This window comes from Burkholderia sp. YIM B11467, assembly GCF_052952715.1.
Map to the genome: position 1 here is coordinate 14,615 of NZ_JBQVSQ010000021.1, position 14,104 is coordinate 28,718.

Here is a 14,104-nt window from a genome sequence, read left to right on the forward strand (position 1 = left end):
AGGAAACGCGAGGCCGCGCGTTTCCCGAAAAATGACACGAGGGCGCGATGGTACGACTGATCCTGCTGCTGCTGGGCATCGAATATCTGCGCACCCGCTGGCGCGGGCTGACCGTGCTCGGCTGGCTGTGGGTCGTCGCGGGCGTCGTCATCTTCGTCGACGCGCTCGACGGCGCGCTGCATTTCCCGATCGAGCTGTTTGCGTGGCTGTTCCTGATCGAGGGGCTCGCGACGCTCGCGGTGGCTGGCAGCGGCGTCGGCGGGCAGCGCATCCTGCGCTACGTGAAGGGGATCGTGGTCGTGGTGGCCGCGGGGCTCGTATTTGCGGGGCATCACCACGGCCACTTCCTGCTGTCGATGATCTTCGGCACGCTGTTCCTCGTCGACGGGCTGCTGCAGTGCACATCCGCATGGATGGTGCGCTATCGCCGCTGGAACGTCGCGTTCGCGTGGGGTGTCGTCGAGATCCTGCTGGCGGTGTTCTTCTTCCAGCCGTACCCGACGCACTACGTGGGTACCGTCCCGTACTGCCTCGGGCTGCTGCTGATATTCGGCGGGATGCACATGCTGAGTCTCGCCGCGCGCGTGCGGCGGCTCACGCGCAATCCCGCGTTCGCGACGTCGCCCGCACCGGCGCTCGCGCCCGACCTCGACGATGCGCGCGACCGGCCGCGTTTCGCGCAATCGGAATGGGACGGCCCGCCGGCCGACGGCGAGCATGCGCTCACCGTGCACGTGTGGACACCGGCGGGCACGTCGAAGGCCGAAGCGCAGCGCTATCCGGTGATCGACCGCTACATCGCGGCGGTGGACATCAACGGCGTGATCTCGACCGGACATGCGGCGCTGGAGTCGCCGGAGGGCATCTATATCAGCCTGTATCCGGGTGTCGAGATCGATCGTTCTCCGGACGAATTCACGCGTATCCTGCGCGCAACCCGTGAAAACGACGTGCCAGGCCTGTTCCAGCCCGACTACGCGACCGAGTCGAACGCGTGGTGCCCGTCCACCGTGCGCGTCCGGATCCGCAACTACGATCCGGCGAAGCTGGAGGCATTCTGGTCATCGTACCGGCAGAACGTGACGTACAACCTCACGCACCGCAACTGCTCGAGCACCGTGTCGAACGCGCTCGAAGCGGCGCTCGACGGCGCGGTGTGGCGGCTGAAGGGCAAGGGTGCCGGATGGGGCGCGTTCGTGCGGCTGCTGCTCACGCCCGAGCTGTGGGTCGCCGCGCAGATCCGCAAGCGCGCGGTGACGATGGCATGGACGCCCGGGCTCACGCTCGACTATGCGCGCGCGCTCAGCATGCTCGCCGACCCACGGCCGTTCGCGTGGTGGAAGGTTGCGCGCTCGGCGGTGAAGGCGATCATGGCGTCGCGCCGCGCGTGGCGCGAGCAGGACAGCGCGGCGTTGTCGTCCGGCGGATCGGAGGCGGCGTCGATGAAGTGATCGCGTGGCGCCGGACGAGGGCCTGGCGCCGCAGGGCTAGCCACTTTACGGCCCGGCGATGTTGCCCGTTATAAAAACCCACAGACGAATAAAAATGAACAAGACGAGCGCTTTCCGCATCCTGATTCCCGTTTCGCTGGCGCTGGCGAGCGCCGGCCTCGCGCATGCGGCCGAGGACGAAGTGCCGCGCATGAGCAACGACGTGTACCGGACTTCGGTGTCGTTCTGCTCGAACGTCGCGGCCGACGAGAAGATCGAGTGCCAGGGTGACATGATCGCCGCGGGCAGCCGGATCGTCGCGGCGATCGGCGGCCTGCCGCCGGCGGCCGCCACGTCGATCGACGAAGGCGCGCGCGACAAGCTGCCTGCGGCGGAGCGCAAGGGGCTCGTGCCCGTCGAGCCGGCCGCGATCGACAAGGACGACGACCTCGCGGGGCTGGCCGGCATGGTGCGCCTGTGCGACGTCTACGAATCCGAGCCGGCGTCGCGCGCGCGGCATCACGCGGCGCTGAAGCAGAAGGCACCGGACGCGGCGCCGCGCGTCGAGGCGTTGCTGGCCGATGCGTCGCCGGCGGCGCGCCAGCGCGTCAGCGTCGGCGTATGGCAGATCCTCGCGCTCGAAGGCCCCGAATCCTCGGCGCGTGCGTGCACGCAACTGGGCGCCGGATCGTGAGCGACGGCGTGCTGCCCGAACGGCGGCACGCGTCAACGGTGTGCGGTAGCGGACAGGACGCGGAATCGGTTCCTGCCCCCGCGCTCCGCTCGGGTATCGAGTGGCGCGCCAGCGTGTGACCGCGTCACCGCACATAATTCGGCCACCTTCACATTCGTGCCACGTTGCGGTTGCAACAATCGCGGGCAGACATTCGACAATCTTGCGGCGCATCCCGCGACCGCAAGCCTTTTCCGAGGAAACGCCATGCTCAAGACGCTCGCCCGCGCTGCTGCCGCACTCGCCGTCGCATCCGCCTCGCTGCACGCCACCGCGCAGTCCAGCTACGACTACCTGTTGCTCGCCGCGTCGTGGGAGCCCGGCTTCTGCGCGTCGCACGACACGCCCGAATGCACGAACCTCGCCGGCACGTATGCGGCGACGAGCCTGTCGCTGCATGGGCTGTGGCCGAACCGCTATGACGGCAACCAGCCGTTCTACTGCGGTGTGCCGCAGAGCGACATCGACCTCGACAACGCGCACCAGTGGTGCAGCATGGATGCGTACCCGATCAGCAGCGCGACTCGCAACACGCTGTCGACGTACATGCCGGGCGTCGCGTCGTGCCTCGACAAGCACGAATGGTTCAAGCACGGCACCTGTTCGGACTCGGCGTCGCCCGATGCGTACTGGAACCAGGCGGCCGGCATGATCAGCCGGCTCGGCAACACGTCGTTCAACGCGTACCTGCAGGCGAACGCGGGCAAGACGGTGACGCGCAACCAGTTGCTGTCCGCGTTCGAAGGCGCGTTCGGCAGCAATACGCGCAGCGCGGTGTCGCTGAAGTGCACGAAGACGAATGGCGTGAGCTATTTCACCGAAGCGTGGATCGCGGTGAAGACGAGCGCGACCACGCAGTTCCCGAGCGCCGCGTCGCTCGTGACGGACGGTAATACGCAGGGCACGTGCCCGACGTCGGGCGTGTATATCGCGAAGTAACGGGGGAGGGTGGTCGGTGCTGTCCAACCTGCATCGGCATGCGCGACATCGCGCACGTCGTTGCCGGTCACCGCTTCGGCGGAATGCCCGACCACAGCAGCCCGGCCAGTTCCGGCGCGTCGAGCTGATGCTCGTCGCCCGCGACCGTGTCGGGCAACGCATGCCAAGGCACCGCCGGATTGCGGTGATGCTGCAGATGCAGGTTGATGTGATACGGCCACACGAACACGCGGCCGATCCATCCCGTTCGCCATGAATACGTCCAGTCGGCCCAGCCCGGCGTCGCATGCGGGCCGCCGCTGTGCTCGGCCATGCTGCGGATCTTCTGCAGCAGCACCGACAGCGTGAGCAGCGGCGCGAACCACAGCGCCGCGACCAACAGGATCGTCCGCGCGGAACAGGCCCACACGAGCAGCGCGACGATCGCCACCCAGCCCGCCGCGGCCGCCTGAAACGGTCGGCCGAGCCGCGTGTTCTGCCCGCCCGCGCGCCGGAACGCCGCCATGTTGCGCACCATGTTCAGCACGAACAGATCGCCGAGGAACTGCCGCGCGAGCGGCCATGCATCGAGCGGCCGGAATCGCCATGGCTGGTCGTGATAGAGGAACTGGCGCTCGGGATCCTGCACGGTGCCGAGATGGCGGTGATGCGCGAGATGCAGCGGCCGGTAGAACTCGACGGGCACGAGCCCCGGCACGCCGATCGCCAGGTTGATCAGGAAGTCGTTGATCCCGCGGCGGCGCGTGACGTGATAGTGGGCCGCGTCGTGATACAGGATGAACAGCGCGTGCTGCCGCGTCGCGACGACGAGCACGGCAAGCGCATACAGGTACCACGCGCCGAGCACGACGGCCACGCGGATCGCAACGACGATGCACGCCCATTCGAGCAGCGCGGCCGCCATCGTGCGCAGGTCGGCGTTCGCGCGCAGCAACGCGAGCGTCGCCGCGCCGGCCGCGATGCCGACCGCGCCGCCCCATGCGACATCCACGGCGCGATGCTGGCCGGTGGTCAGCACCGTCACCATCAGCAGCGCGCTCCACGCGACGAACAGCACGGCGGTTCGCCGTCGCCGCGCCAGCAGCACGATTGCGATCGCGACCGGCAGCGCGACATGCCCGCTCGGCGACGCGGCAAGCGGCGTGTCAATTCGTTGCAGCCACGCGATCCAGCCGCTATCGGCGGCCGGCCATGCGACGGCGGTCGGATGCAGCAGATGGGATACGAGGCAAAGACCCGCCGCGAGCGCGCCCGCGAAGAACGCCGGCAGCAGCCATGCGCGGCCGCGGCCGAGCCATACCAGCACGGGCATCACGAAGAGGTAGCTCAGGTAGAGCGGTACGGTGCCGGGCAGCAGCGGAATCGCGCGATCGAACGCGCTCGCCGAAATCGGCGTAACCGGGCCGAGCGGCATGTGCGTGACGAAGCGGTAGAGCGCACCCGTCACGACGAGATAGGCGACGAGCAGCAGCCATGGCCGGGCGATCGGCGTGTCGTTCGCATCCTGGCGGGAAAGGACCTGGGACATGGCGGGAGCGGGCGGGTAACGGGCTATCATAGCAAGGTGTTCAGTCTTGCAGGAGTGCCCCGATGGAGTTGCGTGCCACTGCCGTCGAACGTGCGGCCTTGGGCCCGGACGACATCGACCGGATGTTCTCGTTGTATGCGGCGTCTTATTGCGACACGGCGCGTGCGCAGTTCGACCGCGACCTCGGCGACAAGACGCACTGCATCGTGCTGCGCGACAGCGGCGGCGCGATCCAGGGCTTCTCGACGCTCAAGCAATACGAGACGCACTGGCGCGACGCATCGATCCGCGTGATCTTTTCCGGCGATACGATCATCGATCCCGCTCACTGGGGCACGCAGCATCTCGCGTTCGCGTGGATCCGCCACGCGGGCGACGTATGGCGGCAGGCGCCCGCCGTGCCGCTGTACTGGTTCCTGATCTGCAAGGGGCATCGCACCTATCGCTACCTGCGCGCGTTCGCGCGCGACTACGCGCCGCGTGCCGACAACCTGACCGCACCGGCGACGCAGGACCTGATGGATCACCTGGCCGCGAGCCGCTACGGGCACGCGTACGATCCGGCCACCGGCCTCTTGTCGTTCGACTCGCCGCAGGGCCGGCTGACACCCACGCTCGCGGAGGTGCCGGTTGCGCACCGGCGGCTCACCGACGTCGACTACTTCCTTGCCCGCAACCCCGGCTATGCGCAAGGCGACGAGCTTGTGTGCCTGTGCGAACTGTCCGCGTCGAACCTGCGGCCGCTCGCGCGCCGGCTGTTCGACGGCGCGTGAGTCGCGCGCATGCGGATCCGTCTCGCGCAACCGGCCGACAACGCGCGCATCCTCGATTTCCAGGCCCGCCATGCGATGCAGGGCAGCTTGCCGCTGCGCTTCGACCGCGCACCCGACTACTTTGCGCTGCATCGCTGCCACGCGCCGCATCATGAGGTATGGCTCGCGGAGGGTGAGCAGGCGGCGCTGAAGGGGCTCGCGAGCCTCGTCGTGCGCGACGGTTATCTCGGCGAACGCGCGCAGCCGGTCGCCTATCTCGGCGATCTGCGCCTGATGCCCGACCGGCGCCTGTCGCGCGAGTGGACCGACTCGGTGCGCGACCGCTTCGCGACGTTGCGCACCGAAGCCGGCGTGCAGCACGCGTACTGCTGCATGATTCGCGACAACCGGCTCGCGGTGCAGTCGCTTGCGCGGTCGCGGCGCGAGAACCGGCTGCGCTTTTCTCATTGGCACGGCTACGAGAATGTGTCGGTCTACGCGCAGCGCGGGTTGTCGTCCGCGCCGCGCAACGCGCCCGGCGTCCGGATCGTCGACGCGCAGCCGCATCACGCGGACGCGCTGCGCGCGTTTCTCGATGCCGAATCGCGCCGCCAGTCGTTCGGCAGCGTGTTTTCCGCGGACGAGTTCGCGCGTCGGCTCGACACGTGGCCGGCGTTCGGCATCGGTTCGTTCCTGCTGGCGCTCGACGCGCGCGGCAACGTGCTTGGCTGCGTCGCGCCGTGGGACGCGGGCGACATCAAGCGGATCGTGCTCGAACGGCTGCCGTTGCCGCTGCAGGCGATCCGCGTCGCATTCAACGCGCTTGCGCCCGCGTTGCGCCGCCCGCGTATCGCAGCACCCGGTGAGCCGCTGCGCGATGTCTACCTGACGCACCTGCAGGTGCGCGACCGCGATCCCTCCGTGTTCGCGGCGCTGCTCGATGCCGCGTGGCTGCGCGTGCGCAACGGTCATGCGCTGATGCAGCTGTGCCTGTACGACGGCGATCCGCTATGGCCGGCGCTCGCGCGCTATCGCGCGGCGCGTACGCCGATGGATCTCTATACGCTGTCGACCGGCGAGCCGGCCGAGCCGATCGACGGCCTGCTGGCCGGCCGCGTGCCGGGCTTCGAGATCTACCTCGTCTGACCGCGCGTGACGTGCAGCAGGTCGGCGAACGCGAGCCAGAAGCGGCCGGCGTCGAAGCCGAGCCCGCCGAGCACGGGCTGGCCGTGATCGAGCCGCGGCAGGCAGATTTGCGGGATGCCGGCCATCACCTGATGTTCGAGATAGAACTGCCCGTCGTGCGCGCAGCCGGGACGATGGCCGTTCAGCCGCCCATGGTGCGAATCGAAGCGCGTGGACGCTTCGACGGACCAGCTCACGCCATGCACGAGATGCAGGTCGCGCGGCAGCGCCGCGAGCATCGCGCCGACGCGCGGATCGCGCCGGCTGCTGATGTCGCGCGTGCCGGCGTGGGGCCCCCCCCGGGGNGACGGACCAGCTCACGCCATGCACGAGATGCAGGTCGCGCGGCAGCGCCGCGAGCATCGCGCCGACGCGCGGATCGCGCCGGCTGCTGATGTCGCGCGTGCCGGCGTTCGCCCAGCGCGTGCGCAGCAGGCGCTGGGCGATTCGGTCGGGCCACGGCGCGACCACGTGCGGCGGCACGCCGTGACGGAAGATCGTGTCGACGATCGCGGACGGGCCGCACGGCGGCTGCACGAGCGCGGTGCCCGCGCAACGCGCCGACAGCGCCGGGTCGCCGACCAGCGCGGCGAGCGTATCGATGCCGCCCTTGCTGTGCGCGAGCGCGACGAATTCGCCGCCGGCCGGCAGGTGCGTGCGCAGGTACGTTCCGATATGCGCACCTTGATCGAACACGCCGCGCGCGGAACGCACGGGCACCGTCAGCACGCGATAGCCGGCCGCGCCGAGCGTCTGCCGCGCGCCGCGATTGCAACCGGGCAGCCATTCCGAATACAGGCCGGCGACAAGCACGATTGTCGTCGTCAGCGGCAGGCGGGCGGTACGCCGCGTCCAGCCGTCGATGAACGCGTCGGTCCGGTCGAGGGGCGCTTCAGCTCGTGCGAACGGGGTCGCCGGATAGTGTCGGCGCCAGTCGTCGAACCCGTCGGGCGTCCACGGCGCGCGCGTCATGCATGCGACTCCGGTTCGCGTTCGGAGGTGGCCAGATACGGTTCGAGCGCGATGCGCGCCGCGCGCAGCGCAGCGTCGCTGTCGATGTGATCGGGATGGAAACGCGGCGAGAACCACGCCAGCCACAGTGGCATCACGCGCGTGAAGATGCCCGGCGCGACGAACAGCCAGCGCAGCAATTGCAGCCAGCCGCGCGCATTCCACGTCTGACCGTCGACCGCGACGAGGCGGTGCACGAAAAAGATCAGGTCGACCACGAAGTAGACCGAGATCCCGAGCATCGCCGCGCAGCGCACGACATAGCGCCGCGCCGCGTTCGGCATCGCCGCCGTGAACACGTCGAACGCGACGGTCTTGTGTTCGGTTTCCTCGATCGCATGCCAGCGCCACACGGCCGCCATCGTCGGATCGGCGCCGTCGAGGATCGCCGGGTCGCTCAGCAGGCGGTGCGCGAGGATCGTCGTGTAGTGTTCGAGGCACGCCGTCAGCGCGAGCCGCGTGACGGGCGATACCTGGCGCGCGGCATTGCGCTGGCGTTTTTCGAGCAGCGCTTCGAGTGCGTCGACCGGCACGCGCTGCGACGCGAGGCGCGCGTTGTAGAGCCGGTGCACGCGGATATGCGACGCTTCCTGCCGCACGAACGCATCGACGTCGGCCGCGAGCGACGCATCGCCGCCGACGCGGTCGCGAAACGGCCGCACGCTTTCGATGAAGAAGCGCTCGCCGAGCGGGAACATCACGGAAAACGCGTCGAAGAAGCGCGTGACATGGCAGGTGCCGCGATACCAGAAGCGCGGAATGCGCGCGTTGATCGCGAAGTGCACGTCGCGCGGCGGCATGCGCGACGCGGCGTTGGCGGCGGGGCCGCGGCGAAACGGACGCATGCTAGTTCGGCCCCGTCGGGGACGGGGCGCGGGCCGTTATCGGCGGCTGACGCATCTGTTGTATCCTCCCGTGCAAACAACCGCCATTCCGAGCCATGAACCGACCGAGCGCGCAGGCCGCTGCGGCGCAGACCCGACGTTACGATCGCGCGAACCTGCTGGTGCTCGCGCTGCAGAGCATGGTGTGGGCCGGCACGCTCACTTGGCTCTCGCATACGAGCGCCGGCGCGATCAAGTGGCTCGTGCTCATCCCGTTCTGCCTCGTGATGCAGGGCGTGTTCTCGATGATGCACGAAACCTTTCACGGGTTCGGGCATCGCCGGCCGATCGCGAATTATATGATGATGTGGTGGGCTTCCACGATGTTCGGTGCAGCCGCGACGCTCATTCACGTGAACCATCTCGGCCATCACGTGCGCAACCGCACGCGCGCCGAGCGCGCCGATTTCGCGACGGCGGACGAATCGCTGCTGCGCAAGCGCATCGAATACTACGCGGCGATCCTCGGCGGCATCTGGCTCGGCAGTTTCGTCGGCAGCTTCGTGCTCGCGCTGGTGCCCGGCCGCACGATGCAGCGGCTTGCCGCGCGCGGCGACGACAACACCTACGCGGCCGCCTTCAAGGAATTCACGACGGACGACTTCCGCCGCATCCGCTACGAAACGCTGGCCGCCGTCGGCGCGTGGCTGCTGGCCGGCCGGCTGCTCGACTGGTCGGCGTCGACGGTGCTGATCGCGTATGTCGCGTTCGCGTTCTCGTGGTCGTCGCTGCAGTGGGTGTACCACATGCGCACGCCGCTCGACGTCGTCGAAGGCACGTACAACATGCGCGCGCCGACACCCGTGCGCTGGCTGCTGCTGAACTTCAACTACAACCTGACGCATCATCGCCGGCCCGCGCTGCGCTGGCAGGACATGCACGCGGCATCGGACCAGCGCGAGACACGACCGCTGTGGTACGGCTGGCTCACGATCTTCGTGCCGCCGCGCCGGCTGCCCGACGATCTCGCGCAACTCGACAAGACCTATTTCTGATGGACGCCTCCGCCCGCAGCCCGGCCGACGCATGGCGCACGTTCGCGCGCGCCGCGCGGCCGGACGTCGACCGCTGGCTGGCCAGCCTCGAAGCGCCGGGCGACGCACAGGCGCAACGGCTGATGGCGCTGCTCGCCGCGAACCGCGATACGGCGTTCGGACGCCGCTTCGGCTTCGACCGGATCGACAGCCCCGCGCAGTTCCGCGAGCGCGTGCCCGTGCATGCGGCCGCCGATTTCCTGCCGTGGCTCGAACGTGTGTCGCACGAGACGGATCCGGTGCTGACCGCCGAGCGCCCGGTGTTCCTGGAACGGACGAGCGGCAGCACTGCGCGCCAGAAGCTGATTCCGTACACGCCCGCGTTCCTGCGCGAACTGCAGGCCGCGATGATCGTATGGCTGGCCGACCTGCATCGCGCGTGCCCGGCGCTCGGGGAAGGGCGCGCGTACTGGTCGATGTCGCCGCCGCTGCAGGCGCCCGGCGTTGCACCGAACGGCATTCCGGTCGGCTCGGCGAGCGATCTCGATTACCTCGGCGACAGCAGCGCGGCCGCGCTCGCGTCGACGCTGCTGGTGCCGCCGCTGACCGGCGACGTGTCGACGTGGCGGCGCGAGACGCTGCGCGCGCTGGTCGCCGAGGAAACGCTCGCGTTCATCAGCGTGTGGAGCCCGACGTTCCTGACGAGCGTGCTGCGTCCGCTGTTCGATCGCGACGATGCCGACGGCGCGCGCGACCTTGCATGGGTCGATGCGTCGTTGCCGGCCGCGCGCCGTGCGGCGCTGCGCCGTGCGACCGCGGACGGCGATTGCCGCGCGCTGTGGCCGCGTCTGGCTGCCGTGAGCTGCTGGCTGGACGGCCCGAGCCAGCACTACGCCGATGCGTTGCGTACGCGATTCCCGGGTGTGCAATGGCTGCCGAAGGGGCTGTTCGCGACCGAAGGCGTCGCCAGCATTCCGTTCGGCGCGGGCGACGGCTGCCCGCTCGCGATCGGCAGCCACTACCTTGAATTCGTGCGCGACGACGGCAGCGTGTGTAACGCCGAAGGGCTGAGGCCCGGCGACGAAGCACAGGTTCTGCTGACCACGGGCGGCGGGCTCATGCGCTATGCGCTCGGCGATCGTGTCCGCGTGGTCGGCATGACCGCGCGCACGCCGCGCATTGCGTTCGTCGGACGCGCGGCGGCGAGCGTCGATCTCGTCGGCGAGAAGCTCGACGAGCAGATTGCGGCCGATGCGCTGAATGAGGCACGCGCGCAGCACGGCGAAGTCGGTGCATGCATCGTTCCGTGCGCCGCGCGGGAAGCGCTGCCGCACTATGTGCTGTGCATCGCAGGCGAGATTGGCGATGACGCAGCCGACGCGTTATGCGCGGCCGTCGAAGCGGCGCTGGCGCAGGCGTTCCATTACGCACATGCACGCCGCATCGGCCAGCTCGGCCCGCTGCGCGTGCGACGGCTGGGCGGATCGCCGGCGCGGCTCGGCGACTTGCTCCAGCATGCGGCCGAACGCGCCGGCATCCGTGCGGGCGACGTGAAGCCGTGCGTGCTCGTGACGCGGCTGCCGGTGGCCGACGCGCTGCTCGCGATGACGGATGAATGATCCAATGAACGACATGACCGAACCCCGTGGATGCGGGCAGGATTGCCCGTCGCGCGACGCGACGCATGCGCACGAACCCGTGCCGCCGGCCGACGGCCTGCACGAGCAATGGTTCGTCGCGTGCACCGAACGCGAACTTCCGCGCGACAAGCCGCTCGGCGTCCGGATTCTTGACACCGGCATCGTGCTGTTCCGGCAGCGCGACGGCCGGATTGCCGCGCTGATCGACCAGTGCGTGCATCGCGGCACGCGCCTGTCGGCCGGCAAGGTCGACGGCGATGCGCTGGTCTGTCCGTATCACGGCTGGCGCTACGACGGCGAAGGGCAGGTCGTGCATGTGCCGAGCATCGACGGCACGCGGCCGACCGGCACGGTCGGCCGTTATCCGTTCCGGCAGCGCACGCTGCCCGTGCAACTGCTTGACGGGCTCGTGTGGGTGTATCTCGGCGTCGGCGACCCGTCGGCGCGCGCGATCTTCCGGATGCCGTTCCGCGACGCCGCGCCGTGGCAGTCGTACTACATGGTCAACACGTTCGACGGCGACATCGCGATGCTCGCGCAGAACTTCATGGACGTGCCGCATACGGTGTTCGTGCACGACGGGATTTTCCGCAGCAGCCGCGGCCAGGCGATGGAAGCGACGGTCGCGGCGACGCCGGATAGCGTCGCCGTCACCTACCACGACGGCGACGACAAGATCGGCTTCTGCCTCGACTGGCTCACGAACCCCGATCGCGTGCCGCTCGCGCACGTCGATCGCTTCATCGCACCGAACGTGACGCGCTGCGATTACCTGTGGGGCGAGCGTTCCGGGTTCCTGATCGTCAGCCAGATCACGCCGATCGATGCGCGCCGCTCGCGTGTCTACACCTACATCGCATATCGCTTCCGGCTGCCGCGCTGGATGCTGCGTGCGCTGCGGCCGCTGCTGAACCTGTATACGCACCTCGTAATCCAGCAGGACGTGCGGATCATGCGCGCGCACCGGCAGGGCCTCGATAACGCGCCGGGGTTCCGTCCGCACAACGTGCGCGCCGACATCGTGCATGTCGCGATCGACCGGCTGCTCGACGCGGTGAAGCGCGGCGAGCCGCTGCCGGCCGAGCAATGCGGCGAGAAGGTGATGCGGTTCGAACTGTAGGCGCGGCATGCGTGGCCGCGCGATGAGGGACGTCTAGCGCGCGGGTCCGGCCGGGTCCGGCCGGGGCGGCGCGAACGCGATGCCGTCCGTCAGATGGCGGTGCACGGCCGGCAGGTGCTCGAGCGCGAGCGCCGGATACGCGTGATGCACCTGGTGATAGCCGATGTTGCGCGGATACAGCACGAGCTTGCCGATCCAGCCGAACGTCATCGTGCGCGTCATCCGCCAGATCGATTCCGGCGAGCGTTCGTCGATCTCGACGTGGTCGTGTTCGAGCAGCACGCGGTTCGCGTTCATGATGCCGCCGACGATCCACGGCAGTCCGTAGTACGTGAAGAACGGCAGATCCCAGTGCACGACGGCGGCGATCGCGAGCAGATAACCCGCGCAATGCGGCAGGTCGGCGCGCGCGCATGCGATGACTTCGGGGTGACGGCGCAGATCCTGACGCGAGCGGTCCTGCATGAAGCCGCGTGCGTACCACGGCCGGAACGCGGGCCATGCGAGCGCGAGCGGCGCCATCAGCGCGCGCAGCGGCCACCAGACCGGCAGCAGCGCGCCGCGCAACATCATCGCGCGTTGCACCCAGCCGCCGCGTGCGGCCAGCCGGTGCAGGTACGGATCTTCGGCGGTGCCAACCGCGCGGTGATGGCGCAGGTGGTGATAGCGCATCGCGGCGATCGACGAGCCGATCGTCCAGCCGGCGAGCGCCTCGACGAGCGCGAGCGGCAGCGTCATGCGCCGCGCGGGAATATGGCACGCGTCGTGCAGGATCACGCCGAATGCCTGCAGCCGGCCCGCGATCAGCAGCACGGCGGCGACATAGACGAACGGATTCGGCACGAGGCGGATCGCAGCCCAGCACAGCAGGATGCCGAGCCAGTCAATGCACGCATAACGGACGAGCCGCCACGGCCGCGCGCCGGCCGCGAACGGTAGCGTGCGGTTCAACTCGGCAGGCGTCGGCAGGGCGGATGGGCTGGGCATTCGGTGAGGTCGGGCGCGCCGTCGACGGCGCGCATGCAGGCATATCGGTCGGCAATATACACCGGTTTTGGGCGACGAGCGCGAGCAGTTCCTGGCCGGCTCGATCTCATTCGGGCGGGCATCGGAACCGCCCGGTAAGCCGTTTTTGCGCGGGCGGTTCCGGGCGAGGCTGCCGGTTCGTTACCCGAGCAGCCGCAATGCGTCCGCGAACGACAGCACCGTCGTGCGCGAATCGAACGCGGTGGAGAACAGATGCTCGTGGACCACCGGGTCCGGGTCGTAGCAGCAGTCCTTGACCGTATACAGGCGGAAGTCCGCGTCGCTCGCGTAGCCGATCGACGACAGCATCACGCCGGTCGACGCGATGCCGACCATGATCAGCGAATCGACGCCTTGCGCGACCAGCCGTGCCTCCAGATCGGTACCGAAGAACACGCTGGCGCGGTGCGCGACGATCAGCGGCTCGTCGGCCTGCCGGCCCAGCTCCGGCGACGGGCCGTCGTCGATGAAGAGGCCGAGCTGCTTGATGCCTTGCCCGTTCTTGTTGCGCGGGCTGACTTCCGGATAACCGGGGCTGAACCGGAGATTGGCGAACCAGACGCCGACGCCGCCGGCCCGCGCCGCGTCGCACAGCCGGCGCGTATTGGCGAGCAATTCGGGCGCGACCGACGGAAAGAGTCCGAGGATGTCGGTCTGGTAATGCATGACGAGCAACGCGGTTTTCGATGGTTCGATGGCCGGAATCCGGGGCGCCGTGCTTTCAGTGTGTGTGTTGCCGTTGTCGCCTGTGTTGGTGCGGGTTGCCATCGAGATATGCGATACGTTTTCCTGATTCATGAATGACGTTCTCTCGTAGTCGGTTCGGTAGTTCGGAAAATCGATCTGTTCGTATGCGTGGTCAATCGCGTCGGCATCACATCG

14 protein-coding genes are annotated in these 14,104 nt (G+C 68.8%); 9 read left to right on the plus strand and 5 right to left on the minus strand.

Annotation, left to right across the window (positions count from 1 at the left end; translation table 11 throughout):
- Positions 1-47 precede the first annotated feature (47 nt).
- The 3 genes from ACTRWB_RS37185 (at position 48) to ACTRWB_RS37195 (ending at position 3,102) form a co-directional block, all read left to right on the plus strand.
- Positions 48-1,451: an HdeD family acid-resistance protein gene (locus ACTRWB_RS37185; protein WP_446904845.1), complete on the plus strand. Its 1,404-nt coding sequence runs from the start codon at positions 48-50 to the stop codon at positions 1,449-1,451.
- 94 nt (positions 1,452-1,545) lie between these two features.
- A complete protein-coding gene (locus ACTRWB_RS37190; protein WP_129515522.1) occupies positions 1,546-2,124 on the plus strand; it encodes a hypothetical protein in 579 nt (192 codons plus the stop codon).
- 246 nt (positions 2,125-2,370) lie between these two features.
- The gene (locus tag ACTRWB_RS37195) at positions 2,371-3,102 is read left to right on the plus strand and encodes a ribonuclease T2 (protein WP_193099994.1); all 732 of its coding nucleotides are present in this window, start codon (positions 2,371-2,373) and stop codon (positions 3,100-3,102) included.
- 67 nt (positions 3,103-3,169) lie between these two features.
- On the opposite strand, the gene ACTRWB_RS37200 is transcribed toward ACTRWB_RS37195, so the two are convergent.
- Positions 3,170-4,630: a fatty acid desaturase gene (locus tag ACTRWB_RS37200; RefSeq protein WP_446904846.1), complete on the minus strand. Its 1,461-nt coding sequence runs from the start codon at positions 4,628-4,630 to the stop codon at positions 3,170-3,172.
- A gap of 62 nt (positions 4,631-4,692) precedes the next feature.
- On the opposite strand from ACTRWB_RS37200, the gene ACTRWB_RS37205 reads away from it, so the two are divergent.
- Positions 4,693-5,403, plus strand: coding sequence for a hypothetical protein (locus ACTRWB_RS37205; protein WP_446904847.1), 711 nt, complete (start codon positions 4,693-4,695; stop codon positions 5,401-5,403).
- A 9-nt stretch (positions 5,404-5,412) separates the two neighbouring features.
- Positions 5,413-6,528, plus strand: a complete 1,116-nt coding sequence (locus ACTRWB_RS37210; RefSeq protein WP_446904848.1) for a hypothetical protein — start codon at positions 5,413-5,415, stop codon at positions 6,526-6,528.
- On the opposite strand, the gene ACTRWB_RS37215 is transcribed toward ACTRWB_RS37210, so the two are convergent.
- The gene (locus ACTRWB_RS37215) at positions 6,516-6,806 is read right to left on the minus strand and encodes a hypothetical protein (protein ID WP_446904849.1); all 291 of its coding nucleotides are present in this window, start codon (positions 6,804-6,806) and stop codon (positions 6,516-6,518) included. The genes ACTRWB_RS37210 and ACTRWB_RS37215 overlap by 13 nt on opposite strands.
- A gap of 85 nt (positions 6,807-6,891) precedes the next feature.
- On the opposite strand from ACTRWB_RS37215, the gene ACTRWB_RS37220 reads away from it, so the two are divergent.
- Positions 6,892-7,629: a hypothetical protein gene (locus tag ACTRWB_RS37220; protein WP_446904850.1), complete on the plus strand. Its 738-nt coding sequence runs from the start codon at positions 6,892-6,894 to the stop codon at positions 7,627-7,629.
- Here ACTRWB_RS37220 and ACTRWB_RS37225 read toward each other — a convergent pair.
- Positions 7,536-8,423 carry a metal-dependent hydrolase gene (locus ACTRWB_RS37225; RefSeq protein ID WP_446904851.1) on the minus strand — a complete coding sequence of 296 codons (888 nt, stop codon included), beginning with the start codon at positions 8,421-8,423 and terminating at the stop codon, positions 7,536-7,538. The genes ACTRWB_RS37220 and ACTRWB_RS37225 overlap by 94 nt on opposite strands.
- A 95-nt stretch (positions 8,424-8,518) precedes the next feature.
- Between ACTRWB_RS37225 and ACTRWB_RS37230 the strand changes: the two genes are divergently transcribed.
- From ACTRWB_RS37230 to ACTRWB_RS37240, 3 genes are read left to right on the plus strand one after another with little or no spacing between them, the layout of a single operon-like run.
- Positions 8,519-9,457 carry a fatty acid desaturase gene (locus ACTRWB_RS37230; protein WP_446904852.1) on the plus strand — a complete coding sequence of 313 codons (939 nt, stop codon included), beginning with the start codon at positions 8,519-8,521 and terminating at the stop codon, positions 9,455-9,457.
- A complete protein-coding gene (locus ACTRWB_RS37235; RefSeq protein WP_446904853.1) occupies positions 9,457-11,055 on the plus strand; it encodes a GH3 family domain-containing protein in 1,599 nt (532 codons plus the stop codon). The genes ACTRWB_RS37230 and ACTRWB_RS37235 overlap by 1 nt, the downstream gene beginning before the upstream one ends.
- 13 nt (positions 11,056-11,068) lie before the next feature.
- Positions 11,069-12,196, plus strand: coding sequence for a Rieske 2Fe-2S domain-containing protein (locus ACTRWB_RS37240; RefSeq protein WP_446904854.1), 1,128 nt, complete (start codon positions 11,069-11,071; stop codon positions 12,194-12,196).
- A 33-nt stretch (positions 12,197-12,229) separates the two neighbouring features.
- On the opposite strand, the gene ACTRWB_RS37245 is transcribed toward ACTRWB_RS37240, so the two are convergent.
- A complete protein-coding gene (locus tag ACTRWB_RS37245) occupies positions 12,230-13,183 on the minus strand; it encodes a fatty acid desaturase family protein (RefSeq protein ID WP_446904855.1) in 954 nt (317 codons plus the stop codon).
- A gap of 180 nt (positions 13,184-13,363) precedes the next feature.
- Positions 13,364-14,020, minus strand: a complete 657-nt coding sequence (locus ACTRWB_RS37250; protein ID WP_446904856.1) for a cysteine hydrolase family protein — start codon at positions 14,018-14,020, stop codon at positions 13,364-13,366.
- Between the last annotated feature and the right edge of the window lie 84 nt (positions 14,021-14,104).

Excerpts from the sequence above, each read along its gene's own strand:
- ACTRWB_RS37235 (WP_446904853.1), top strand. The coding sequence starts at position 9,457 with ATGGACGCCTCCGCCCGCAGCCCGGCCGACGCATGGCGCACGTTCGCG.
- ACTRWB_RS37250 (WP_446904856.1), bottom strand. The coding sequence starts at position 14,020 with ATGAATCAGGAAAACGTATCGCATATCTCGATGGCAACCCGCACCAAC.
- ACTRWB_RS37225 (WP_446904851.1), bottom strand. The coding sequence starts at position 8,423 with ATGCGTCCGTTTCGCCGCGGCCCCGCCGCCAACGCCGCGTCGCGCATG.
- ACTRWB_RS37185 (WP_446904845.1), top strand. The coding sequence starts at position 48 with ATGGTACGACTGATCCTGCTGCTGCTGGGCATCGAATATCTGCGCACC.
- ACTRWB_RS37200 (WP_446904846.1), bottom strand. The coding sequence starts at position 4,630 with ATGTCCCAGGTCCTTTCCCGCCAGGATGCGAACGACACGCCGATCGCC.
- ACTRWB_RS37220 (WP_446904850.1), top strand. The coding sequence starts at position 6,892 with ATGCACGAGATGCAGGTCGCGCGGCAGCGCCGCGAGCATCGCGCCGAC.
- ACTRWB_RS37230 (WP_446904852.1), top strand. The coding sequence starts at position 8,519 with ATGAACCGACCGAGCGCGCAGGCCGCTGCGGCGCAGACCCGACGTTAC.
- ACTRWB_RS37215 (WP_446904849.1), bottom strand. The coding sequence starts at position 6,806 with ATGCTCGCGGCGCTGCCGCGCGACCTGCATCTCGTGCATGGCGTGAGC.
- ACTRWB_RS37190 (WP_129515522.1), top strand. The coding sequence starts at position 1,546 with ATGAACAAGACGAGCGCTTTCCGCATCCTGATTCCCGTTTCGCTGGCG.
- ACTRWB_RS37210 (WP_446904848.1), top strand. The coding sequence starts at position 5,413 with ATGCGGATCCGTCTCGCGCAACCGGCCGACAACGCGCGCATCCTCGAT.
- ACTRWB_RS37245 (WP_446904855.1), bottom strand. The coding sequence starts at position 13,183 with ATGCCCAGCCCATCCGCCCTGCCGACGCCTGCCGAGTTGAACCGCACG.
- ACTRWB_RS37240 (WP_446904854.1), top strand. The coding sequence starts at position 11,069 with ATGACCGAACCCCGTGGATGCGGGCAGGATTGCCCGTCGCGCGACGCG.
- ACTRWB_RS37195 (WP_193099994.1), top strand. The coding sequence starts at position 2,371 with ATGCTCAAGACGCTCGCCCGCGCTGCTGCCGCACTCGCCGTCGCATCC.
- ACTRWB_RS37205 (WP_446904847.1), top strand. The coding sequence starts at position 4,693 with ATGGAGTTGCGTGCCACTGCCGTCGAACGTGCGGCCTTGGGCCCGGAC.